24 protein-coding genes are annotated in these 23,753 nt (G+C 64.0%); 20 read left to right on the top strand and 4 right to left on the bottom strand.

Annotated features, from left to right (window positions below; translation table 11 throughout):
• The first annotated feature begins 225 nt into the window (after window positions 1-225).
• From FAY22_RS15650 to FAY22_RS15715, 14 genes are all read left to right on the top strand, one after another.
• The gene (locus tag FAY22_RS15650; RefSeq protein WP_146331076.1) at window positions 226-756 is read left to right on the top strand and encodes a DUF3305 domain-containing protein; all 531 of its coding nucleotides are present in this window, start codon (window positions 226-228) and stop codon (window positions 754-756) included.
• Window positions 746-1,273 (top strand): DUF3306 domain-containing protein, encoded by a 528-nt coding sequence (locus FAY22_RS15655; protein ID WP_146331077.1) that lies wholly within the window; start codon window positions 746-748, stop codon window positions 1,271-1,273. Before FAY22_RS15650 ends, FAY22_RS15655 begins: the two co-directional genes overlap by 11 nt.
• Window positions 1,248-3,341: a 4Fe-4S binding protein gene (locus FAY22_RS15660; protein ID WP_146331078.1), complete on the top strand. Its 2,094-nt coding sequence runs from the start codon at window positions 1,248-1,250 to the stop codon at window positions 3,339-3,341. Before FAY22_RS15655 ends, FAY22_RS15660 begins: the two co-directional genes overlap by 26 nt.
• A 36-nt stretch (window positions 3,342-3,377) precedes the next feature.
• Window positions 3,378-3,998, top strand: a complete 621-nt coding sequence (locus FAY22_RS15665) for a molecular chaperone (RefSeq protein ID WP_146331079.1) — start codon at window positions 3,378-3,380, stop codon at window positions 3,996-3,998.
• Between the two features lie 103 nt (window positions 3,999-4,101).
• On the top strand, window positions 4,102-4,299 hold the full coding sequence (locus tag FAY22_RS15670) for a hypothetical protein (protein ID WP_146331080.1): 198 nt from the start codon (window positions 4,102-4,104) through the stop codon (window positions 4,297-4,299).
• A gap of 18 nt (window positions 4,300-4,317) precedes the next feature.
• A complete protein-coding gene (locus FAY22_RS15675; protein WP_146331081.1) occupies window positions 4,318-7,278 on the top strand; it encodes a formate dehydrogenase subunit alpha in 2,961 nt (986 codons plus the stop codon).
• Between the two features lie 12 nt (window positions 7,279-7,290).
• Window positions 7,291-7,917, top strand: coding sequence for a formate dehydrogenase FDH3 subunit beta (gene fdh3B / locus FAY22_RS15680; protein WP_146331082.1), 627 nt, complete (start codon window positions 7,291-7,293; stop codon window positions 7,915-7,917).
• Window positions 7,914-8,144, top strand: coding sequence for a hypothetical protein (locus tag FAY22_RS15685; protein ID WP_146331083.1), 231 nt, complete (start codon window positions 7,914-7,916; stop codon window positions 8,142-8,144). Before fdh3B ends, FAY22_RS15685 begins: the two co-directional genes overlap by 4 nt.
• 59 nt (window positions 8,145-8,203) lie before the next feature.
• Entirely contained in the window at window positions 8,204-9,346 is a 1,143-nt protein-coding gene (locus tag FAY22_RS15690; protein WP_146331084.1) for a formate dehydrogenase subunit gamma, read from the top strand.
• 11 nt (window positions 9,347-9,357) lie between these two features.
• Entirely contained in the window at window positions 9,358-9,732 is a 375-nt protein-coding gene (locus tag FAY22_RS15695) for a hypothetical protein (protein WP_146331085.1), read from the top strand.
• Window positions 9,733-9,760: 28 nt separating this feature from the next.
• Window positions 9,761-10,603 carry a formate dehydrogenase accessory sulfurtransferase FdhD gene (locus FAY22_RS15700; protein WP_146331086.1) on the top strand — a complete coding sequence of 281 codons (843 nt, stop codon included), beginning with the start codon at window positions 9,761-9,763 and terminating at the stop codon, window positions 10,601-10,603.
• Between the two features lie 18 nt (window positions 10,604-10,621).
• The gene (locus FAY22_RS15705; protein ID WP_146331087.1) at window positions 10,622-11,329 is read left to right on the top strand and encodes an ABC transporter permease; all 708 of its coding nucleotides are present in this window, start codon (window positions 10,622-10,624) and stop codon (window positions 11,327-11,329) included.
• Complete coding sequence (locus tag FAY22_RS15710; protein ID WP_146331088.1) at window positions 11,326-12,003, top strand: energy-coupling factor ABC transporter ATP-binding protein; 678 nt, start codon at window positions 11,326-11,328, stop codon at window positions 12,001-12,003. The genes FAY22_RS15705 and FAY22_RS15710 overlap by 4 nt, the downstream gene beginning before the upstream one ends.
• 15 nt (window positions 12,004-12,018) lie before the next feature.
• Window positions 12,019-12,828 carry a substrate-binding domain-containing protein gene (locus tag FAY22_RS15715; protein WP_146331089.1) on the top strand — a complete coding sequence of 270 codons (810 nt, stop codon included), beginning with the start codon at window positions 12,019-12,021 and terminating at the stop codon, window positions 12,826-12,828.
• A 4-nt stretch (window positions 12,829-12,832) separates the two neighbouring features.
• On the opposite strand, the gene FAY22_RS15720 is transcribed toward FAY22_RS15715, so the two are convergent.
• Both FAY22_RS15720 and FAY22_RS15725 read right to left on the bottom strand, forming a co-directional pair.
• Entirely contained in the window at window positions 12,833-13,183 is a 351-nt protein-coding gene (locus FAY22_RS15720; RefSeq protein WP_146331090.1) for a hypothetical protein, read from the bottom strand.
• A gap of 116 nt (window positions 13,184-13,299) precedes the next feature.
• Complete coding sequence (locus FAY22_RS15725) at window positions 13,300-14,256, bottom strand: AraC family transcriptional regulator (protein ID WP_146333475.1); 957 nt, start codon at window positions 14,254-14,256, stop codon at window positions 13,300-13,302.
• A 181-nt stretch (window positions 14,257-14,437) separates the two neighbouring features.
• Here FAY22_RS15725 and FAY22_RS15730 point away from each other — a divergent pair, with 181 nt between their 5' ends.
• From FAY22_RS15730 to FAY22_RS15750, 4 genes are all read left to right on the top strand, one after another.
• Window positions 14,438-14,908 (top strand): (2Fe-2S)-binding protein, encoded by a 471-nt coding sequence (locus FAY22_RS15730; RefSeq protein ID WP_146331091.1) that lies wholly within the window; start codon window positions 14,438-14,440, stop codon window positions 14,906-14,908.
• Between the two features lie 10 nt (window positions 14,909-14,918).
• On the top strand, window positions 14,919-17,102 hold the full coding sequence (locus FAY22_RS15735; RefSeq protein ID WP_146331092.1) for a xanthine dehydrogenase family protein molybdopterin-binding subunit: 2,184 nt from the start codon (window positions 14,919-14,921) through the stop codon (window positions 17,100-17,102).
• A 7-nt stretch (window positions 17,103-17,109) separates the two neighbouring features.
• Window positions 17,110-18,120 carry an XdhC family protein gene (locus tag FAY22_RS15740; protein ID WP_146331093.1) on the top strand — a complete coding sequence of 337 codons (1,011 nt, stop codon included), beginning with the start codon at window positions 17,110-17,112 and terminating at the stop codon, window positions 18,118-18,120.
• Between the two features lie 206 nt (window positions 18,121-18,326).
• Window positions 18,327-19,385, top strand: a complete 1,059-nt coding sequence (locus FAY22_RS15750; protein WP_146331094.1) for an NAD(P)-dependent alcohol dehydrogenase — start codon at window positions 18,327-18,329, stop codon at window positions 19,383-19,385.
• A 123-nt stretch (window positions 19,386-19,508) separates the two neighbouring features.
• On the opposite strand, the gene FAY22_RS15755 is transcribed toward FAY22_RS15750, so the two are convergent.
• Entirely contained in the window at window positions 19,509-20,156 is a 648-nt protein-coding gene (locus FAY22_RS15755) for a LysE/ArgO family amino acid transporter (RefSeq protein ID WP_371417301.1), read from the bottom strand.
• Window positions 20,157-20,229: 73 nt separating this feature from the next.
• Between FAY22_RS15755 and FAY22_RS15760 the strand changes: the two genes are divergently transcribed.
• On the top strand, window positions 20,230-21,126 hold the full coding sequence (locus FAY22_RS15760; RefSeq protein ID WP_146333477.1) for a LysR family transcriptional regulator ArgP: 897 nt from the start codon (window positions 20,230-20,232) through the stop codon (window positions 21,124-21,126).
• A gap of 42 nt (window positions 21,127-21,168) precedes the next feature.
• On the opposite strand, the gene FAY22_RS15765 is transcribed toward FAY22_RS15760, so the two are convergent.
• A complete protein-coding gene (locus tag FAY22_RS15765; protein WP_146331095.1) occupies window positions 21,169-21,609 on the bottom strand; it encodes a carboxymuconolactone decarboxylase family protein in 441 nt (146 codons plus the stop codon).
• A 116-nt stretch (window positions 21,610-21,725) separates the two neighbouring features.
• On the opposite strand from FAY22_RS15765, the gene FAY22_RS15770 reads away from it, so the two are divergent.
• The gene (locus FAY22_RS15770; RefSeq protein ID WP_146331096.1) at window positions 21,726-23,198 is read left to right on the top strand and encodes a PLP-dependent aminotransferase family protein; all 1,473 of its coding nucleotides are present in this window, start codon (window positions 21,726-21,728) and stop codon (window positions 23,196-23,198) included.
• Window positions 23,199-23,753 lie beyond the last annotated feature (555 nt).

The raw sequence follows: 23,753 nt of genomic DNA on the forward strand, positions 1-23,753 counted from the left end.
TTCGCTCGCTAGACGATGGATCGTGAGTCGGAAAATTGTAGCGCCGCACGGGCTCCTGGCGGTTGGCGCCATGCAGCACTAATGATGTGCGACAACCCTTCATCACATTCCATTCGGCATTCATCAAATACGCATGCAAAAAAGGCTGCGCTCGCGCTTTTTTTGGCGCAGTATTAAAAGATATGTTCCCACACAGGACAAGCGCCACGAGCGCTGGCGGAGCAAATGGAGACAAATCCGGAGACAGATTCCCTTGCGGTTGCAGTGGTGATGCAGCGCGTCCCCATTGCCAATCGATGGCAGCCCTTCCAGTGGAAACCGGTCGAAGTGGCAGCGGACGATCTTCTCGCTGACATCGGGTATCGCTGCCTGCGCGACGATGCGTCGGACGCCCGCTGGCTGTTCGGCGGTTTTCAAGTCAGCCTCTACCTCGATGAAGCCGAAGGCTATTTCCTGAACATTGATACGCCGGCTCCCTGCTGGTTCGTCATGTGGCGCCTGGAGACACGCGACGGCCAGGAGATCGCGGTGCCCAAGCAAGTCACGCTGTCCTACAACGAAGCCGCGCGCCTGATGGATGGCGGAGAGCAGGTGGATGCCCTGCCGGCTTCCCCTGCGATCATCGCGCGCATGGCGGCATTCGTGCAGGAGCATTATCGTCCGGAACCGAAGAAGAAACGGCGCAAGCCTTCCTTCGAGGGCGGCGCGGCAGTGGCGGAAATGGCGCGCGCGGAAGGAGGCTGCCATGGAAGCTGAAAGCTTTTTCGCCCGCTGGTCGCAACGGAACGCGGAAGCTGCCGCGAACCGACATGCCACGGAAGGAACCGGCGACGCAGCGGCAGTGCAGGCGCAGGAGCCGGCGCGCCCGCCGCCTTCGCTCGACGAGGTCGCGCGCCTGACGCCCGATTCGGACTTCACGCCATTCGTGGCGCGCGGCGTTGACGAGCAGATCCGCCGTTCGGCAATGAAAAAACTGTTTGCCGATCCGCGATTCAATGTGATGGATGGCCTGGACGTCTATATCGAGGACTACCACGCGTTCACGCCGATTCCTGCCGCAATCCTTGCCACGCTCAACCACGCGCAAGCGTTGCTGGACCCGCTGGCGCAACGCGAAAACCACTTGGCGGAGCCGCAGGACAGCACCGCTCAAGGCGAGGATCACGACAATGCGATGGTGGCCGACGACTTGTTAACACGCGATGCAACACTCGACGTCCCGCCTCCCGCGAAGGAACAGAACAGCCATGACGACCCGCTTCAAGATATGTAACTGCAATCGCACCATGCCGCTCGATGCGTCGGCCGGCAACGCGCTGGGCGCCGCGCTCGGCACGCCGGCGCTGCCGGTCGTCTCGCAATTGTGCCGTCGCGAAGTGAGCGCCTATCTCGATGAGCTGCAGGGCAACGATCAGGTCGTCGTGGGCTGCACCCAGGAACGCGCCCTGTTTTCCGAGCTGGCCGAACAACGCGAGGCAACGGCGCCGATTCGCTTCGTGAACATCCGGGAAACGGGCGGCTGGGGCGCGCAGGCGAAACAGGCGTTGCCGAAGATGGCCGCCCTGCTGGCCGCCGCCGCCTTGCCTGAACCGGAGCCGGTGCCGTCGGTCGGCTACATATCCAATGGAAACGTCCTGCTGATCGGTCCGTCGTCACGAGTGATGCCGTGGGCAAAACGGCTGTCCGCGCAACTCGACGTCAGCGTCCTGTTGACCTCGGGCTTCGGCGGCGATGCCATGCTGGAGCGGCGCTATCCCACTTTCTCGGGAGAGCGCATACGGATTGAAGGATGGCTGGGCGCGTTCAGGGTACGCTGGCGGCAGTCCAATCCGATCGATCTCGAATCATGCACGCGCTGCAACGCCTGCATCGAGGCGTGCCCGGAAAGCGCGATCGATCTCAGTTACCAGATCGAGCTGTCCGCCTGCACCTCGCATCGGGACTGCGTCAAGGCATGCAGCGCGATCGGCGCAATCGACTTCGACCGCGTCGACGCCGACCGGGAGAAGGAATTCGACCTGATCTTCGACCTGTCAGAGCGGCCGCTGATCACGCTCCACCAGCCGCCCCAGGGCTATTTCGCCCCCGGCGAGGATGCGGTCAGGCAGGCCGAGCACGCCCTGCAACTGACGCAACTGGTCGGCGAATTCAGCAAGCCCAAATTCTTTACCTACAAGGAAAAGCTGTGCGCGCACAGCCGCAACAAAAAGACCGGGTGCAACGCCTGCATCGATATTTGCTCGGCCGGCGCGATCAGCCACGACGGCGACCATATCAAGGTCAATGCGCAGCTCTGCGCGGGCTGCGGCGCGTGCACGACGGTCTGCCCTTCGGGCGCGCTGACGTATGCCTATCCGCGCGCATCCGACCTCGGCCAGCGCCTGCGGACGCTGCTCGGCACCTACCTGAAAGCCGGAGGAAAGCAGCCAGCCTTGTTGCTCCACAGCCAGGAACGCGGCGCGGAACTGATCGATGCGCTGGGGCGGCTTGCGGGCACGGGCACGGCGCTGGGCTTGCCCGCGCGCGTCATTCCTGTCGAGATGCACCATGTCGCGGCGGTTGGCATCGATGTCTGGCTCACTGCCATCGCCTACGGCGCCTCCAACATCCTTGTGCTGACGACGGACGAGGAAGCGCCGCAGTACATCGATGCCCTGGAACAGCAAATCGGCATCGCGCAAACCATTCTTGCCGCGCTCGGCTATGAAGGGCGCCATATAGAGCTGTTGCGCGCCGCAAGCGCGCTCGATCTGGACAGCGAATTGCAGCGGCCAAGGCCCGCGTCCGTTCCGGCCAAGCCGGCGCTCTACCACGTCGCCGCGGACAAACGCGCCACCCTCGACTTCGCCTTCGAGCATTTGCTGCGTCATGCGCCCGTTCCTGTCACGGACATCCCCTTGCCGGCCGGTGCGCCGTATGGCGCCGTTGCCGTCGACACTTCGGCCTGTACGCTATGCATGTCCTGCGTCGGCGCGTGCCCGGAATCGGCGCTGATCGATAACCCGAACCTGCCTCAACTGCGGTTTATCGAGAAGAACTGCGTGCAGTGCGGCCTGTGTGAAAAGACCTGTCCCGAAAGCGCGATTTCGCTCACCCCGCGCCTGCTGCTCGACGAGCGTGCGCGGCAGCGCGTCGTGCTGAATGAAGCGCAGCCTTTCCATTGCATCCGCTGCGGCACACCATTCGGCACGCTGCAGATGATGGAAAACATGCTCGCCAAGCTCGCCACCCATGGCGCCTTCGCCGGCAACCTGGAGCGCATCAAGATGTGCGCGGACTGCCGCGTGGTGGACATGATGCAGAACAAGCAGGAAATGAGCATCCTCGAATTGAAACGGTAATTTTTGGAAGGACCTTGCCGAGAAGGAAAAGCGTCGATGACATCTGTTTCCACCCAAGCCCTCAGGTTCGAAGCGCCCGACTATGGCGAGGAAATTGCGCGCGCCGAGCTGTACGCCCTGCTGGCCCGCCTGTTCTATGGGCCGCCAGCGCAGGATCTGCTCGACGCCATCGCGCAGGCGCCCTCGTCCGGCGACGGCGTGCTGCAACGGACATGGAACGATCTCGCCGCCACCTGCGGGGAAGCACAGGCAGAGAAGGTCCGGGACGAGTACGAGTCGCTGTTCATCGGCGTCGGCAAACCGGAAATCATGCTGTACGCCTCGTTCTATCTATCCGGTTTTTTGATGGAGAAGCCGCTTGCCGCTTTGCGCAGCGACCTCGACGCGTTGCGATTGCAGCGCAGCGACAGCATGCCGGAAAGCGAAGACCACATTGCCGCCGTGTGCGACGTCATGCGCTACCTGATCCTGTCCGAGGATGCCGAACAGAGCAGCCTCGATACGCAGAAGCGCTTCTTCGGCACGCACCTCCAACCGTGGGCAGGCGAGATGTGCGACGTCATCATGCAGCATCCGCAGGCCGTTTTTTATTCTGAAGTTGCGCGTCTGGCAAAACATTTTTTCGAAGTCGAAACGCAAGCTTTCGACATGGCATAAGGACTTGTGACCGATCAATCTTATGCACCATAACTGTGCTAACTTGATCTGATGCAGAGGTAACGCAGATTCCTCGCGGGTATTCCTACCAAAGGAGACAATCATGTCCCAGCAATCCAAGATCGCGCGGAGAACTTTCTTCGCCGTATTGGGCGGAGCCGCGGCAGCCGGAGTAGCCGCCAAGCTCGCATCCTCCAGCCCTCCCCTCCCCCGCGCCGCCGAGGCCGCGAAGGAAGCGCAAGGCGACAGCTACCGCTTGACCGACCACATCAAGAAGTACTACCGCACCACCACTATTTGATTGATTGCGGAGATGACCATGTTGTTGACTCGCAAAGGGCAGTCAGGGCAGCGCTCGCCCGCTCGCTTCAGCTCCAGCCTCGCCGACAGCCTCTCGCGGACGCTGCCTACCATGGACAGGCGCAGCTTCCTGAAGCGCTCGGGCATCGGCATCGGCGCCGGTATCGCCGTATCGCAGCTTAATCTCATCCAGCAGGCCGGCGCGGCCGACGACAAGCCGGCGGACGGCAAGAAACTCGAAGTCCGGCGCACCGTATGCACGCATTGCTCGGTGGGCTGCGCGGTCGACGCCGTGGTCGAAAACGGCGTCTGGGTCCGGCAGGAGCCGGTCTTCGATTCCCCGATTAATCTCGGCGCGCACTGCGCCAAGGGTGCGGCCCTGCGCGAGCACGGGCATGGCGAGTACCGGCTCAAGTACCCGATGAAGCTGGTCAACGGGAAATACCAGCGCATCAGCTGGGATCAGGCCTTGAACGAAATCTCTGCCCGCATGCTCGACATCCGCAAGACGAGCGGCCCGGACGCCATGTTCTTCATCGGTTCCTCCAAGCACAACAATGAACAGTCGGCGCTGCTGCGCAAGTTCGTTTCCTTCTTCGGGACCAACAATACCGACCACCAGGCGCGCATTTGCCATTCCACCACCGTGGCTGGCGTCGCGAATACCTGGGGCTATGGCGCGATGACGAACAGCTACAACGATATGCAGAACGCCAAGGCGATCATGTATATCGGTTCCAACGCCGCCGAAGCGCATCCCGTTTCCATGCTGCACATGCTGCATGCCAAGGAAACCGGCACCAAGATCATCGTCGTCGATCCCCGCTATACGCGGACCGCAGCCAAGTCCGACCACTACATCCGCATCCGCTCCGGCTCGGACATTCCTTTCCTGTACGGGATGATGTACCACATCTTCCAGAACGGATGGGAAGACAAGAAGTACATCAACGACCGCGTGTACGGCATGGACAAGGTCCGCGAAGAAGTCATGAAGTGGACGCCGGACAAGGTCGAGGATGCGTGCGGCGTGCCGGAAGCGGAAGTGAAGAAGGCGGCGGAAACGATGGCCAGGAACCGCCCGTCGTCGGTCGTCTGGTGCATGGGCCAGACGCAACACACGATCGGCAACGCGATGGTGCGCGCCTCCTGCATCCTGCAACTGGCGCTCGGCAACGTCGGCGTTTCCGGCGGCGGAACCAATATCTTCCGCGGGCACGACAACGTCCAGGGCGCGACCGACGTGGGGCCGAACCCCGACTCCCTGCCGGGCTACTACGGCCTGTCCACCGGCGCATGGAAGCACTGGGCGGCAGTCTGGGGCGTGGACTATGAATGGATCAAGAAACAGTACCCGTCGCAGGCGCTGATGGAAAAATCCGGCACCACCGTGTCGCGCTGGATCGACGCCGTGCTGGAAAAGAACGAATTGATCGACCAGGGCCCGAACGTCAGGGGACTGGTGTTCTGGGGTCACGCGCCCAACTCGCAGACGCGCGGGCTGGAGATGAAGAAGGCGATGGACAAGCTCGATCTGCTCGTCGTCATCGACCCGTATCCATCGGCGACGGCGGCCATGGCCGCGATGAAGGTGGATGGGCAACAGCTCAATCCGAATCGCGCCGTCTATCTGCTGCCGGCGGCGACGCAGTTCGAGACCGCCGGTTCGGTGACCGCGTCCAACCGTTCGCTGCAATGGCGGGAACGCGTGATCGAGCCGCTGTTCGAGTCGCGCACCGACCAGATGATCATGTACCAGCTGGCCGACAAGCTCGGCTTCGGCAAGGAGCTGGTGGCCAAGCTGAAACTGGTTCCCGGCAAGGGGGGCATGATGGAACCGGAGCCGGAGTCCATGCTGCGCGAAATCAACCGCGGAACATGGACCATCGGGTATACCGGCCAGTCGCCGGAGCGGCTGAAGGCGCACATGCGCAACATGCACCTGTTCGACGTGAAGACGCTCAGGTGCAAGGGCGGCAAGGACCCGGCGACCGGCTACGACCTGACGGGCGACTACTTCGGCCTGCCCTGGCCTTGCTACGGCACGCCGGAACTCAAGCACCCGGGCTCGGCCAACCTGTATGACACCACGAAGCATGTGATGGATGGCGGCGGCTGCTTCCGGGCCAACTTCGGCGTCGAGCGCGACGGCGTCAATCTGCTCGCGGAGGACGGGGTGCACTCGGTCGGCTCGGACATCACCACCGGCTACCCGGAGTTCGACCATGTCCTGCTGAAAAAGCTCGGCTGGTGGGACGACTTGACGGATGAAGAGAAAAAGGCGGCCGAAGGAAAGAACTGGAAAACCGACCTGTCCGGCGGCATCCAGCGCGTCTGCCTGAAGGTGCACGGGGTGCATCCGTTCGGCAACGCCAAGGCGCGCGCGCTGGTCTGGAACTTCCCCGACCCGGTGCCGCTGCACCGCGAGCCGCTCTACAGCACCCGGCCGGACCTGGTCGCCAAGTATCCGACGCATGACGACAAGATGGCGTTCTGGCGCCTGCCCACCCTGTACAAGTCGGTGCAGCAGAAGAACGTGCAAGAAAAATTGCACGAGAAATTCCCGATCATCCTGACCTCGGGCCGGCTCGTGGAATACGAAGGCGGCGGCGAGGAGACGCGTTCCAATCCCTGGCTGGCCGAATTGCAGCAGGACGCCTTCGTGGAGATCAATCCCAAGGCGGCGGCGGATCGCGGCATCCGCAACGGGGAGTACGTGGTGCTGTCCACGCCGACCGGCGCGCGCCTGAAGGTCAAGGCGCTGGTGACACCGCGCGTCGGCCCCGATACCGCGTTCATGCCCTTCCACTTCTCGGGATGGTGGCAAGGCAGGGACCTGCTTGAGTATTACCCCGAGGGCGCGGCGCCGGTGGTGCGCGGCGAGGCGGTCAATACCGCGACGACCTACGGGTATGACTCGGTGACCATGATGCAGGAAACCAAGACCACCATCTGCAACATCGAACGCTACACCGCGTGACGGAGAGGCGACATGGCAAGGATGAAATTCATTTGCGACTCGGAGCGCTGCATCGAATGCAACAGCTGCGCGACCGCGTGCAAGAACGAGAACGAGGTTCCATGGGGCGTCAACCGACGCCGCGTGGTCACGATCAACGATGGCGTGGTCGGGCAGGAAAAGACGATTTCGGTGGCCTGCATGCATTGCTCCGACGCACCCTGCATGGCGGTCTGCCCGGTGGACTGCTTCTACCGCACCGACGAGGGCGTGGTGCTGCATAACAAGGACGCGTGCATCGGTTGCGGTTATTGCGCGTACGCCTGTCCCTTCGGCGCACCGCAGTTTCCGTCGAAGGGTACCTTCGGCCTGCGCGGGAAGATGGATAAATGCACGTTCTGCGCCGGCGGGCCGGAAGAAAACGGATCGCAGGCCGAGTTTGAAAAGTATGGCCGCAACCGGCTGGCGGAAGGAAAGCTGCCGGCCTGCGCCGAAATGTGCTCGACCAAGGCGCTGCTCGGCGGCGATGGCGACGTGGTGGCAGACATCTTTCGCAACCGAGTCATTCATCGCGGCAAGGGCAGCGAAGTCTGGGGATGGGGCACCGCCTATGGCAAAACTCCCAGCCAGGACGCGTCGCAAACCGGGAAAAAATCATGAAACCGATCACCCTGCTTCTCGTTGCCGCCGCCGCGCTGCTCGCCGGCTGCGGCGAGCCCGACCAGACCAAGACAACCGGCAACACCAACCGGCACGACACGGCTCCCTGGCAAGGCGCGAAGGACCCGTATGTCGTGAAGGGTTGGACACCCGGCAACCAGGGGAGCTGGGAAAACCAGATCCGGTCCCGCGGGCAAATGCAAAACGAGTATGTGAAGACGAATTAAGGTCAGGCGCACAGGCATGGGGACCGAAAGGCCAACCGGGCGCCAGGAGGAACGACATCATGATCAAATGGATTTCCAGCCTTGCCTTGTCCATGACGCTGGCCATGGGCATGGCGTGGGCACAGGAGGCGAAGCCGGCGGCGCCCGCGCCGAATCCAGCTCCGCAGGCGCCGCCGGCCGCCGGTGTGCCCAACGTGGAGTCCGTCGACATCCTCAAGCAAAACCAGGCAGAGCGCTCGCGCGCCCAGCCCGGCAACAACGCGCCGGTATGGCGGGCCGTCAAGCAAGGCGAGCGCCACTATTCCAGCCTGCCCGGACTGGAGTCCGGCGTGCTGATCCAGCCCAAGGCACGATTCCTCGGTCAGGACAAGGCATTGACCGCGGGCGAGGCGTGGCGCCAGTACCGCAACGGGCCGCTCACCGCCATCGGCGCCGGCATCATCCTGGCGGCGCTGCTGGTAGTGACCATCCTGTACTTCGTCTTCGGCAAGATCCGCAACAAGGAGCCGCCCACCGGCAGGCGGATCGAACGGTTTACGCCGATGGAGCGCACGGCGCATTGGACGGTCGCGATCAGCTTTGTGACCCTTGCCGTGTCCGGGCTGATCATGCTCTTCGGGCGCTACCTGCTGCTGCCCCTGACCGGGCACACTCTGTTCGGCTGGCTGACCTACGCCTTGAAGACCGTGCATAACTTCGTCGGCCCCGTATTTGCGGTGTCGACCGTCGTCGTCTTCGTCCTGTTCGTGCGCGACAATTTCCCGATAAGGGAAGACGTGCGCTGGCTGCGGCATTTTGGCGGCTTGTTCAGCGGCACGGAGCCGAGCGCCGGGCGCTTCAACGCCGGCGAAAAAATCTGGTTCTGGGGCGGCCTGACGCTGCTCGGGCTCATCATCAGCGCCTCCGGCTTCGTGCTCGACATGCTGGTTCCCGGCATTGCCTACACGCGCGGCAACATGCAGATCGCCCACATCGTCCACCTGCTGGGGACCACGCTGATGGCGGCCGGAGCGGTCGGCCACATCTATCTCGGCACGCTCGGCATGGAAGGCGCTTACGACGCCATGCGCCACGGATATGTCGACGACACCTGGGCCAAGGAACACCACGACCTGTGGTACGAGCAGGTGCAAAGCGGCGAAATCCCGCGTGTGCGCACGCAGCCGCGTCCCGGCGATGCGCCTGCGCCGATCAACGCCTGAAGGAGGACCTGATGCGCACCGCATTCGCATTCGTATTGACGACGATCCTGGCGCTCGGCGCGGCAAACGCCTTGGCGAAACTGCCACCGCCGACGCCGGAAGCGGCGGCGGCCGCGGCGGCCGCCAAGGACAAGGCAGCGTGGAGCGACAAGGTTGCCGCCTACAAGTTGTGCCTGGCCCAGGATCGCGTCGCCAAGCAGTACCTGAAGAGCAAGGAAGGCGCCAGAAAACCGACCATGGAAACGCCACCCTGCACGGACCCCGGGCCATATGTACCTGGCGCATCAAGCGTGGCCGCTGCGCCTGCGGCTGGTGCACCCAATGCGCCCAATGCGCCAGCTGCAGCCGCTCCCGCCGCCGCGGCTGCAGCCCCGGCCAAGAAATAAATTTATTCCACCGACACGAAAGCCCGCCATGCCCCGCCGTCCGACCATGACCAACGCCCATGCTCCCCTTACCCGCGAGGTGGAGGCGATGGATGAGCGAGGGCGGCTGTCCACGATCTCGATTCCCGCCGAGCGCGCGCTGACGGTCTACGTCGACAAGCGGGAACTGGTCACGCTGATGACGCTGGGCAGCGCGCCGGAAGCGCTGACTCTCGGCTACCTGCGTAACCAGCGCCTGGTCAAGTCGCTGGAGGACGTCGAATCGATTACGGTCGATTGGGAGGTGGAAGCGGTTGCGGTCAAGACCGCCGGCGGCATTGCAGACATCGAGGAAAGAACGGCGAAGAAAGTCGTGACCACGGGCTGCGGCCAGGGATCGGTGTTTGGCGGGCTGATGGATGACATCGACCGCATCACGCTGGCGCCCGACGCCCGCCTGCGCCAATCGGTGCTGTACCGGATCGTCGATACGGTGCGCGCGTATCAGTCGATCTACAAGCAGGCCGGCTCGGTGCATGGCTGTGCCTTGTTCACCGGCGACGGCGAATTGCTGTATTTCATCGAGGATGTGGGGCGCCACAACGCCGTGGATACCATCGCCGGCCGCATGTGGCTCGATGGATTGAGCGGCGAGGACAAGGTCTTTTACACTACCGGCCGGTTGACTTCCGAGATGGTGATCAAGGGCGCGCAGATGGGCATGCCTTTCCTGCTGTCGCGCTCGGGCACCACGCAGATGGGGCACATGGTAGCCGACAGGCTGGGCATGACCCTGCTTGCACGCTGCACCGGAAAGCACTTCCTGGCGCTGACCGGGAAGAATCGGCTCATCATGGAACCCCATCTGGCCGACGTGCTGCGCGTCGCGTAGCCGGCAGTACCTCCGACGATGCCTATGCTTGACGCCATCCGGGCCGCCTTTGCCCTCCTGCTGTCCGGAGATGCCGAGCTCTGGCAAATCATCTGGGTGTCGCTGAAAACCACGCTGGTCGCGCTCGTCTTGTCGACGCCGCTCGCCGTGGTCGCCGGCCATGCGATCGCCACCAGCTCCTTTCGCGGCCGGCGCGTCGTCATCTGGCTGGTGCAAGCCTCGCTCTCGCTGCCCACCGTGCTGATCGGCCTGCTGCTGTACCTGGTGCTGTCGCGCCAGGGTCCGCTGGGCGGCCTGCATTGGCTCTTTTCCCAGAGCGGCATCGTCGCCGGGCAGGTCCTGATCGCCTTGCCGGTGCTGGTCGCCTTCTCGCTCGCCGCCATCCAGTCCGCCGACCCGCGCATCGCGGAAACCGCCGTCACGCTTGGCGCCTCGCGCTGGGGCGCGATGCGCACCGTCCTGCATGAAGCCCGCTTCGGCGTGATGGCCGCCATTATCAGCGGCTTCGGCCGCGTCATTTCCGAAGTGGGATGCGCGATCATGGTGGGCGGCAATATCGCGGGGGAGACGCGCACCATGACCACTGCCATCGCGCTGCAGACCAGCAAGGGCGAGTTCGCGCAGGGGATTGCTTTGGGCATCGTGCTGATCGCCATCGCGCTGCTGATCAATGCGGGGCTAATGTTCGCGCAAGGCGATCCCCAAATGGCGAAGGGAACGGCATGACTGCGCTGCTCTGCGTCGACGGCTTGAAAAAACGGTTCGGCGAGCGTCTGCTGTTCGAGATCGACCGCCTGGTGCTGCGCGAAGGGGCCGCCTATGTTCTGACCGGGTTGAATGGCACCGGCAAAAGCACCTTGCTGCGCATTCTCGCGGGTCTGGAAAGCGCAGAGGCCGACAGCGTCAGCTTCCGCGGAACCGCGACATCCCTCGCGCCCTACCCCGCGCTTCTGCGCGAAGCGGTCGTCTATGTGCACCAGCATCCGGTCATGTTCTCGACCTCGGTCGCGGACAACATCGCTTACGGCTTGAACGCGCGCAGCATCGCGCGCGACGAGGCGGCGCGCCGCGTCGACGAGGCGATGCAATGGGCGGGCGTGGAACACCTGCGCAAAAGCAAGCCGGCCACGCTCTCCGGCGGCGAGAAACAGCGCGTTGCCCTGGCACGCGCCAAAGTGCTCCATCCCAAACTCCTACTGCTGGATGAGCCGACCGCGAACCTGGACGGAGCGGCACGGGAACAGGTGATCGCGCTGATCCCCTCGCTGACCGCCGTGGGGAGCACCGTCGTCATGGCCTGCCATGACCGCGACCTGATTGCCCTGCCCAACGTGGAAAGGTTGAAACTGCGCGACGGCCGCTTGCAGGCGCGGCAAAACCGCCTCCGGAAAGTCGTCTGATAGAAAGGAAGGTACATGAAGAAGTTGTTGCACATAATACTGGCTGCCACCCTATCGTGGATTGCGCCGCACGGGCTGGCACAGCAGGTTCTCAAGCTCTCCACGACGACCAGCACGGACAATTCCGGATTGCTGAACTACCTTCTGCCGGCGTTCGAAGCGCAGTCGGGGCTGAAGGTACACGTCATTTCGGTCGGCACCGGAAAGGCGCTGGAGCTGGCGAAGAACGGCGACGTCGACGTGACGCTCGTGCACGCCAGGCCGGCCGAAGACCAGTTCGTCGCGCAGGGATACGGCGTGGAACGAAGGGACGTGATGTACAACGATTTCATTGTCGTCGGTCCGGATTCCGACCCAGCGGGAATCCGGGGCATGAAGAACGTCCTGGAAGCATTCCGGAAAATCGTGCAGACAAAGGCACGCTTCATCTCGCGCGGCGATAACTCGGGCACCGACCAGATGGAACAGCGCTACTGGAAAGAAGCGGGCGTCAAGCCCGAAGGCGCCGCCTATGTGTCCGCCGGCTTAGGGATGGGCGAAGTGCTGACCATGGCGGCCGAACTGCAAGCCTATACGCTCACCGACCGGGCAACCTACACGACCTACAAGGCGCGCACGGGACTGGCGATTGCGGTCGAAGGCGACCCCAGCATGTTCAATCCGTACGGCATCATCGCGGTCAACCCGTCCAGTCACAAAGACGTCAACTTCTCTGGTGCGATGCAATTGATCCGGTGGATCACTTCCGAAGCCGGGCAACAACGCATCGCCTCGTTCCGCGTCAACGGGCAGCAGCTTTTCTTTCCATCAGCAAAGCAACAATGAAGCCTTACTTGGTTGTGCCCGTGGTTTCCGGCACTGAATGATTGTTGACCTGCCCGGATTGCGGCATGGCTCCCTGCTCCTGCGATTTTTGCAGCGCGGATGGATTGGCCTGCGTCGGGCTGTTGGCATCCCCGCTCTGCCCCTTGCTGTCAGCTGCCGCCGACAACGAGGCGTCCGACGGCGGTATCTTATCGGGCGGCAACGCGACCGACCCGCCGGGAGGCGCGGGCGAGTCCTTGGGCGAGGAACCGGATATTGGATCAACGCCCGAAGTCTTCGGTCCCGGCGCTCTTTCGCAGCCGGCCAACAATGCAAACGCAAGGCCGGCCAGCAGCACGGGTGTGTTTACCTTCATGGAACTCTCCTCATGAAAAAGCGACCGCGCACCGGCAAGGCGATTCCGCGCGGCCGCAGTTTTATCTTTTGACCAACGTTAAGGAGAGCGGTTCTTGGAAATGCGGTGCCGGGAAGTCAGGACAGCGCAGCGGACTGCAGCGGCGCCATTCCGGTGCCTGTGTCGGACAAGCGCCGCAGGTTGTCGATGTCGCGCCGCGGCGGCGTTCCGAACAGCCGGCTGTATTCCCGGCTGAACTGCGAGGGGCTTTCGTAGCCCACCTGGAAGGCGGCAGTGGAGGCATCCAGATGATCCGCCAGCATCAGGCGGCGCGCTTCGTTCAGGCGCAGCCACTTCTGGAACTGCAGCGGGCTCATCGCGGTGAGCAGGCGGAAGTGATGGTGGAAGCTGGAGGCGCTCATCTGCACATGGGCGGCGAGCTCCTCGATGCGCAGCGGATGCGCGAAGTGCGACTTCAACCAATCGATGGCGCGGGCGATCCGGTGGCTCTGGCTGCCCACCGAGGCGATCTGCCACAGGCGCGCGCCCTGGTCGCTCATCAGCAGGCGATAACAGATTTCACGCTGGATGAGCGGCGCGAGCACCGGAATGGAGGCCGGGTCGTCGAGCAAGTCCAGCAAGCGCCTGAATGCGTGGAGCAGATGCGGCGTGGTTTCACCGAGCACCATGCCGCGGTCGGACGCATGCTCGGGCGGCGGCGGCATTCCGCTTTGCATCATCAGCTCCGCCACCACGTGCAGGTCGAGCTTGAGCATCACGCCAAGGTAGGGCTTGTCGCGGCTGGCTTCGACGATATGCATCATGGCCGGCAGGTCGAGCGAGGTGATCAGGAAGCGCCTGATGTCATAGTCATAGACATTGTCACCAAGCAAGGCCCTCTTGGCGCCCTGGACGACGAGCGCGACGCTTGGTTCCACCATGCAATTGGCCGGCTGGGTCGGTTCTTCACGCCGGAAGAACATCAGGTTCGGGATGATCGTGTTCAGCTGGTTGACACCGTCGGTCCATCGCGCAACAGCCTCGGCGAGCGGCCGGCGCAGCGCGTCGATCTCTTCGATTTTCTGGGGAGGCATGGCGGCGTGCAGTTTCACGGGAACTCCTGAGTCGATACACGCCGATGGTAATCCACCTTTATCCATCTGTCGCGAGCCTCGTAGGATTAGGCAAAAAGCTGACAGGATCGTGCTAACAGATGAAGCACCATGGCGACGAGAATGCAATTCATCCCCTTTCTTCCTCCACCAGGAGTCACCGATGATCACACTCGACATCAACGGCCGCGCGACCCGCGTCGATGCCGACCCCGACACGCCCCTGCTATGGGTGCTGCGCGATACGCTGCAAATGACCGGCACGAAATACGGTTGCGGCATGGGGTTGTGCGGCGCCTGCACCGTCCACCTGGACGGCCAGCCGGTGCGCTCGTGCAGCACGCCGGTGTCGGCCGCCGCAGGCAAGAAAGTCGTCACGATCGAAGGGGTGAGCCAGGGTACGAGTAGCGTGCGCGTCGCCAAGGCGGTACAGGACGCCTGGCAAAAGCTCGACGTCGTGCAGTGCGGCTACTGCCAGTCGGGCCAGATCATGAGTGCCGTGGCCTTGCTGGAGAAGAACCGCAAGCCGTCCGACGCCGACATCGACCATGCCATGGCCGGCAATATCTGCCGTTGCGCCACCTATGTCCGCATCCGTGCCGCCATCCACGAGGCGGCGCAATCGCTCACTTGAAGGAGACGCAATGACGAACACGACCCGCATCGAGAACGAAAGCCGCCGCCGCTTCCTCCAGGGGGCCGCCGGACTGACTCTGGCCGTCTACCTGCCGAACATGGCGCACGCGGCCGCGGCTCCCGGCGCGCAGCCCTTCGAGCCGAACGCCTTCCTGCGTATCGGCGCCGACAACACGGTGACCGTGATTTCCAAGCACATCGAGATGGGCCAGGGCACCTACACCGGCCTGGCCACCATCGTGGCGGAAGAGCTGGATGCCGCCTGGCCGCAGGTGCGCGTCGAAGGCGCGCCGGCCGACGCCAAGCGCTACAACAACCTGCTGTGGGGGCCGGCGCAGGGTACCGGCGGCAGCACCGCGATCGCGAACTCGTGGGAGCAGCTGCGCCGCGCCGGCGCTTCGGCGCGCGCCATGCTGGTCGCCGCGGCGGCGAAACAGTGGCAGGTGCCGGCCGACGAGATCGGCGTGAGCGAGGGTATCGTCATGCATGCGCGTTCGCAGCGCAAGGCAAGCTTCGGCCAGCTGGCGCAGACGGCGGCGCAGCAGCCGGTGCCCGGCGAGGTCAAGCTCAAGGATGCCAAGGACTTCAAGCTCATCGGCAAGCGCGCGCCGCGCAAGGATACTGCCGCCAAGATCACCGGCCAGGCACGCTTCACCCAGGATGTCCATCTGCCCGGCATGCTGACCGCCGTGGTCGCCCATCCGCCGCGCTTCGGCGCCAGGGTGAAATCCTTCGACGCCGCCCGCGCGAAGGCCGTCAAAGGCGTCGTGGATGTGGTCGCCATTCCGACCGGCGTGGCGGTGCTGGCGAAGGATACCTGGAGCGCGAAAAAGGGGCGCGACGCGCTGCAGGTCGAGTGGGACGAGTCGAACGCTTTCAAGCTCGGCACGAATGAAATCTTTGCGCGCTACCATGAGCTGGCGAAATCGCCCGGCGCGGTCGCGCGCAAGGAAGGCAACTCCGACGCCGCGTTCGCCTCGCCGGCACGCGTGCTGCGCGCGGCTTACGATTTCCCCTACCTCGCGCACGCGGCCATGGAGCCGATGAATTGCGTCGTGCAATTGAAGAAGGACGGCTGCGAAATCTGGAACGGCGAGCAGGGACAGACCATGGACCAGATGAAGGTCGCCGCGCTGCTCGGGCTCAAGCCGGAACAGGTGACGCTGAACATGCTGTACGCCGGCGGCAGCTTCGGCCGGCGCGCCAGCAAGGATTCGGACTACGTCCTGGAAGCGGCGAGCATTGCCAAGGCGATCAACGGCCGCGCGCCGGTCAAGCTGGTATGGCTGCGCGAAGACGACATGAAGGCAGGCTACTACCGGCCCGCATTCCATCACGCGCTCGAAGCGGCGCTCGATGCGCAAGGGCGGCTGGTCGGCTGGCGTCACCGGCTTGTCGGCCAGTCGATCCTGGCCGGTTCGCCGTTCGCAGCCATGGTCAAGGACGGCATCGACGCCGTGTCGGTCGAAGGGGCCGCCAACCTGCCCTATGCCATCCCGAACATGCTGGTCGACCTGCACACGCCCGAGGAGATTCACGTGCCGGTGCTATGGTGGCGCTCGGTGGGCTCGACGCACACGGCGTATTCGACCGAGACCTTTCTCGACGAAGTCGCCGCCGCGGCGGGCCAGGACCCGGTGGCCTTCCGCCTGGCGCTGCTCGAACGCCATCCGCGCCATGCCGGCGTGCTGAAACTCGCCGCCGGCAAGGCCGGCTGGGGAACGCCGCTGGCCAAGGGCACCGACGGCGACAGGCGCGGGCGCGGCGTGGCGGTGCACGAATCGTTCAGCAGCTATGTCGCCCAGGTGGCCGAGGTGACGGTCAAGCCGGACGGCCGCGTCAAGGTCGACCGCATCGTCTGCGCGGTCGATTGCGGCATCGCCGTCAATCCCGACAATGTGCGCTCGCAGGTCGAAGGCTCGGTCGGCTTTGCCTTGTCGGCGATGCTGCACGGCGCGATCACGCTCAAGGACGGCGTGGTCGAGCAGTCGAATTTCCACGACTACACGCCGATCCGCATCGACGAGATGCCCGCAGTCGAGGTGCACATCGTGCCCTCTGCTGAAAAGCCGACCGGCATCGGCGAACCGGGCGTGCCGCCGGTGGCGCCGGCAGTCGCGAACGCGATCGCCGCGGCGACAGGAAAGCGCGTGCGCCGCCTGCCGCTCCGTGCCGATGAATTGAAAGTATGATGGGGCAATGGATACAGCCGATATCGCCGTACTGAAGCAGGCGCATGCCTGGGCGGAAGCCGGGCATGGCGTCGCGCTGGTCACGGTCGCAAAGACATGGGGGTCGTCGCCGAGGCCGGCGGGCTCCCTGATGGCCCTGCGCGCCGACGGGCAGGTCGCCGGATCGGTGTCGGGCGGATGCATCGAGGATGACCTGATCGCCAGCGTGCAGTCCGGCAGCCTCGACAAGCTGTTCGGCGGCCGCGCGGCATTCCCGGTGCGTTATGGCGTCGACGCGGAAACGGCCCACCGCTTCGGCCTGCCTTGCGGAGGAACGCTGGAGCTGGTCATCGAACGCGTGGGGGCCGGCACCAGGCTCGGTGCACTGCTCGATGCGCTGCATGGGCGCGACCTGGTGCGGCGCGAGTTGCATCTTGCCTCGGGCCGCGTCGAGCTTGGCGCGACCATTCGTGCCGACCCGGTGGACTTCGACGGCGAGACGCTGAGGATGGTGTTCGGCCCGCGCTACCGCCTGCTCGTCATCGGCGCCGGCCAGCTCAGCGCCTATCTTTGCGAAGTGGCGCTGGGCCTGGGCTTCGACATCACCGTCTGCGATCCGCGCGAGGAATACACGCGGTCATGGGAAGTGCCGGGGACCAGGCTGGTGCGCGACATGCCCGACGACGTCGTGCATGCAATGGCCCCGGACCGCTCCACGGCGGTCATTGCGCTGACCCATGATCCCAAGCTGGATGACCTGGCCTTGATGGAAGCGCTGCGTTCCCCGGCCTTTTACGTCGCCGCCATCGGTTCCCGCAGCAACAATCAAAAGCGCCGCGAGCGCCTCATGCAGCATTTCGACATGACCGAGGAGGAAGTCAGCCGCCTGCATGGCCCCGCCGGGCTTTACATCGGCAGCAAGACGCCGCCGGAAATCGCGTTGTCGATCCTTGCGGAGCTGGTCGCCACGAAGAATGGCGTAGCCCGCTCCGTCGCCGGGCTCGATGTGCGAAAAGCCAAAGCCATTGTTAAGGCGTAATTCGCGGCCCCGCCATGACCCATATCGCGATCCAGGACGCGCTCGCGGCAAGGTTGTCGATTGGATGGAGAAAGTCTCGGATGAGCAATACCTGGCGGGGCCAGGAAACCAATGAGGAGCGATCGATGTCGCACGTCATTGTGAAATCATGATCCGGCACATCGGAACCTCGGCTCGCCAACCATGCATATTGAAAGGATACAACCATGATTACCTCGACCGGCTATGGCGCCACCAGCGCCCGCGAACCGCTCAGCAAACTCGATTTTGAACGCCGCGATCCGCGCCCCGACGATGTGCAGATCGATATCCTGTACTGCGGAGTATGCCACTCCGACCTGCACACCGCCCGCAACGAATGGGGCAATACCGTCTATCCGGTCGTGCCCGGCCATGAAATCATCGGCCGCGTTGCCGCGGTCGGAGATCAGGTCACGCGATTCAAGCCGGGCGACCTGGTCGGCGTGGGTTGCATGGTGGATTCCTGCCAGCACTGCAGCGCCTGCGCCGAAAGCCTGGAGCAATACTGCGAAAACGGTTTCGTCGGCACCTACAATGGCGAAGAAATGCACAGCGGCGGCATGACCTACGGCGGTTATTCCAGCAACATCGTCGTGCGCGACAAGTTCGTGCTGCGCATCCCGGACAACCTCGACCCGGCCGGCGCCGCGCCCTTGCTCTGCGCCGGCATCACCACCTATTCGCCCCTGCGCCAGTGGAAGGTCGGGCCCGGGCAGAAGGTAGGCATCGTCGGGCTCGGCGGCCTCGGGCACATGGGCATCAAGCTGGCGCACGCGATGGGCGCGCATGTGGTGCTGTTCACGACCTCGCCGGGCAAGCGCGAGGATGCGAAGCGGCTCGGCGCCGACGAGGTGGTGGTATCGAAGAATGCGGACGAAATGCGGGCCCATCGCAATTCCTTCGACTTCATCCTGAATACGGTGGCCGCGCCGCATTCGCTCGATCCTTTTCTCGAGTTGCTCAAGCGCGACGGCACCATGACGCTGGTCGGCGCGCCGGCCTCGCCGCATCCGTCGCCGCAAGTGTTCAACCTGATCTTCGGACGGCGCCGACTGGCCGGTTCCCTCATCGGAGGCATCGCCGAGACGCAGGAGATGCTGGACTTCTGCGGCGAGCGCGGCATCGTGTCCGACATCGAGATGATCCGCATCCAGGACATCAATGCGGCCTACGAGCGCATGCTCAAGAGCGACGTGAAATACCGGTTCGTCATCGACATGGCTTCGCTCAAGCAGCAAGCCTGATTTTCGCCCCTGCTGCGCCCCGGGGTGCGACAGCTTTCCTCTGTCGCTCCGGGGCGGCCCGAAACCGGCGCCCGGAGTCGTATCTCCGAACATCTGCTTCTGCCTGCCGCCCAGGCGAGCGCCTCAAAATCCCGTGATGACGTGACGCACCAGCAGGGCAGACAGCATGAACATGGTCATGCCGATCAGGGCATCCAGTACTTGCCAGGCCCTCGGCCGGGCAAACCAGGGCGCCAGCCAGCGCGCGCCGAATCCCAGAAGCACAAACCAGAACAGGCTGGCACAGCTTGCGCCGGCGATGAACCAGCCGCGCAGCGCCGCCGGTTGCTGGGCTCCGATGCTTCCCACCAGCAGCAAGGTATCCAGGTACACATGGGGGTTGAGCAGCGTGAAGGCCATCGCCTGAGCCAATGCGGCGCCCCGGCTGATTCCCGCCCTGCCCTCGGTCGCCAGCAATTGTTGGGAACGCCGCGCACGCTGCAGCGCCTGCCAGCCGTATGCCGCCAGGAAGACGGCACCGGCCAGCGCCAGCGCGCGCGCCAGGCCGGGGCTTTCCCCCAGTGCCCGGGCCATGCCCATGACACCCGCGGAAATCAGCAAGGCGTCCGCCATGGCGCAGAACAGCACCACGCTGCCCACGTGCTCGCGGCGCAGCCCCTGGCGCAGCACGAAGGCGTTCTGCGCGCCGATGGCCACGATGAGCCCGAGGCTCAGGGCCAGGCCTTGGAGGAAAACGGATAACGGCAGAGAGGCGGCGGGCGAGATCATCATGCGCCGAGCTTGCCAGCGCCCGCCAATGAAGACAAACTATCTTTTCTTCATTCAGTTTAGTTTTACTTATCCGATGCTGGATTACTCCGCGCTCTGTGCATTGGCTGCCGTGATTCGTGAGGGAAGCTTCGAGCGTGCGGCTCGCGCGCTCCATGTGACGCCATCGGCGATTTCGCAGCGCATTCGGCTGCTGGAGGAGCGCATCGGCTGCGCGCTGGTGATACGCGATCAGCCCTGCCGCGCCACCGAAACGGGGCGGCGCCTGTGCCAGCACGTCGACCGCGTGCGGCTGCTCGAACAGGAGTTGCAAGGGACGCTGCCGACGCTTGCCCAGCAGGGGGAGACACGTGTGGCGCTGCCCATTGCGGTGAATGCCGACAGCCTTGCGACCTGGGCAGCCCCGCCCATCGCCGCCTTCGCTGCGGAAAATCCCGTGCTGATGGAAGTGGCGGTGGATGACCAGGACCACACCACCGAATGGTTGCGCAGCGGCGCCGTGCTGGCCGCCGTGACGGCCACGGCCCGTCCCGCCGCAGGCTGCAACAGCCGCCCGCTGGGCTCCATGCGCTACCTGGCGGCCGCCAGCCCGGCGTTCGTGCGACGCCATTTTCCCGACGGGGTGCGCGCCGGCAGCCTGGCGCAGGCGCCCAGCCTGGTGTTCAGCACCAAAGACGAGTTGCAGGCGCGCTGGGCGCGGCGCTTGTGCCACCGGCATGTCGAGCTTCCCCGGCACACGCTGCCCTCGCCGCAAGCCTTCGTGACCGCGGCAGTGGCCGGCATGGGCTGGGGGCTGCATCCGCAGGCACTGATCGCACCGCATCTTGAGGATGGCTCGCTCGTTGAGCTGGTGCCGAACACCCCGCTGGACGTGCCGCTGCACTGGCAACATGTACGCGCGGCGTCAGGGTTGCTCGATCGCTTGAACCGCGCGGTGCTGGCCGCCGCCGGCGCCGCGCTGTTACCGCCCTAGCGCCCGCCCGTCCGATAGCGCACGACCATTACGGTTGGCTTACTACAGCAGCGGCGGTGTGCGCGAGGCGACCATGAGACGGTTCCAGCTATTGATCTCGGCGATGCACAGCGTCAGGTTGGCGATCTCCTGCTGGCTGAAATGCGCCTTCACCTGGTCGTAGACCGCATCCGGCACTTCCTGCCCGCTCAGCGCGGTGACCGCTTCCGCCCACGCCAGCGCGGCGCGCTGACGGGCATCGAACACCGGCGCCTCTTTCCAGGTTGCGGCCAAGTGGATCTGGTTCTCGCTGAGGCCATACTTGCGCGCAAGCGGCACATGCATGGCTATGCAGAACGCACAGCCGTTGATTTGCGATACGCGCAAGCGGACCAGTTCGAGCAGGCCGAGGTCGAGGCCGGCGTTCTGCACGTAGCTATGCAGGCCGAACATGGCCTTGTAGCCGTCGGGGATCAGTTTTCCGATATCAAATCGTTGTTCCATGGTGTCCATTCAAATAGTGCTTAAAGAAAATCCTTTATTCAGGAGGAAGTATCGTAGCCAGCAAGTGGTACGATTCCAATATCCATTTATCGACTATCTAATTAGTCCACTTATCGATGAAACGCGCTGGAGATCTGGAACTCGTGCTGGGCCCGCGGCCCGAAGACGTCACCCTGCAACGCTGGCTGTGCGGGGAACTGCGGGCAGCTATCCTTTCCGGACGCATTCCAGCCGGCCAGCGTCTGCCGTCAACGCGCGATTTCGCGCGTCAGCAGGGTATCTCGCGCGGCACCGTGGTGAGCGTTTATGACCAGTTGATCGCCGAAGGCTACCTTGCCGGCGCCACGGGAAGCGGCACAACGGTATCGTCCTCGCTGCCCATCGCGACGGCCGCGGCATCGGCCGCGCGCAACGTGCCGCCAACCCTGGTCCGGCTTTCGCGCCAGGGACGCCTGCTTGCCGACAGTCCTTTCCTGTCGCGCGACGGTGCGGTGCTGCCCCGGCCGTTCAGTCCCAACCAGCCTGATTTGGGCGCCTTTCCGCACACTACCTGGCATCGTCTGTCGAATCACCACAGCCGCTCGGTCCGCCCCGACGACATGGGCCATGGCGATCCGGCCGGTTATCTTCCGCTGCGCCAGGCCATTGCAGAACATCTGCGCTACTCGCAGCGCATTTTCTGCCGGCCCGAGCAAGTGATGATCCTTGCCAGCGCACAGCAGGCGCTGGATTTATGTAGCCGCCTCTTGCTCGACGCGGGCGACACCGTGCTGGTCGAGGACCCCGGTTATCCGGGGGCGGCGCGGCTCTTCGCGCTGACCGGTGCGCAGGTGCGGGGCATGCCGGTAGATAAAAACGGTTTGTGCACCGACGCGCTGCCGGCGGCGCCGGATGTCCGGCTGGCCTATGTGACCGCCGCACACCAGTCGCCGCTCGGCGGCACGCTCCCGCTGGAGCGCCGGCTGGCGTTGCTGGCCTGGGCCGATGCCTGCAACGCAATGATCATCGAGGACGACTACGATGGCGAATACCGTTTCGAAGGTGCGCCGCTGCCGGCGATGAAAAGCCTGGACCGCAATGGCCGCGTGATCTACATGGGCACCTTCAGCAAGCTGCTCTTCCCCTCGTTGCGCATTGCCTACGTGGTTGTGCCGGACGCGCTCGCCGACGCCTTCGCCTCGGCCATCTCGCTCACGTTTCGCCACACCCCGGTCTTCCAGCAGGCGGTCCTTGCCACGTTCATCGCCGAAGGCCATTTCGCACGCCACCTGCGCCAGATGCGCCTGCTCTACGGCGAGCGCGCCGCCTGCTTCCAGCAGGAGTGCAAGGCGCGACTCGACGGCTTGCTGACGGTCCTGCCGATCACCACCGGGCTCGACGCCACCGCTCTCCTGCCCGAACATGCCGACGACCGTGCCATGGCAACGGCCTTGGTGCAATGGGGCATAGAGGCGCGCCCCATTTCCTTCTACCGCATGAACCAGCCGGCTCCAGCGGGACTGGTGATGGGGTTTTCGGCATTCAGCGAGGAATCGATCCGGAGAGGTGTCGCAGCGATGGTCCCGGTATTGGCATCGCCAAGGAGGTAAGGGATGCCGGCAGGCATCTCGGCCGAAGTGACTGCGTACTTGCGCAAGCGGGATGCCATCCCGCAACTGGCTATGCACTTGCGCCGAAGTAATCGCTTACAACCCGCCACAAAGAACAAGCTGATTCAGGCGCCGACGCCTGGTTCTTCAGTATGAATTTGCATCGGGAATCCGGCTGTCAGATTAGCGGCCAGGCGAAAAAAAACCCGCTAGCCTTGCGGCTCGCGGGTTAAATCCAATTCAAGGAGAGTTGGAGGAGACAGGAAGAATAATACTCACATATGAGTGAGCTGTCCGCTTCATTTATCGAATAACAGATATTCACGCTATAAATAACAGGAACAACCAACAAAAAAGCCCGGAACGCTTTTGGCGTGCGGGCTCGTGTCTCTCTCTACCCCTTGAGGCGGATTTTTATATTGCGGACGAATATTAGCTCATCCTCAAAAGAAAACAAATCCTTCTCTTAATGCGCGGCGCAATCGGTCCGGCGACGGATTTTCGGGGCAAGGCAAGAAAAAGCCCGCCGTAATGGCGGGCTGGTTGCCATATCGG

It is taken from the genome of Noviherbaspirillum sp. UKPF54 (assembly GCF_007874125.1).
Taxonomy (GTDB): domain Bacteria; phylum Pseudomonadota; class Gammaproteobacteria; order Burkholderiales; family Burkholderiaceae_D; genus Noviherbaspirillum.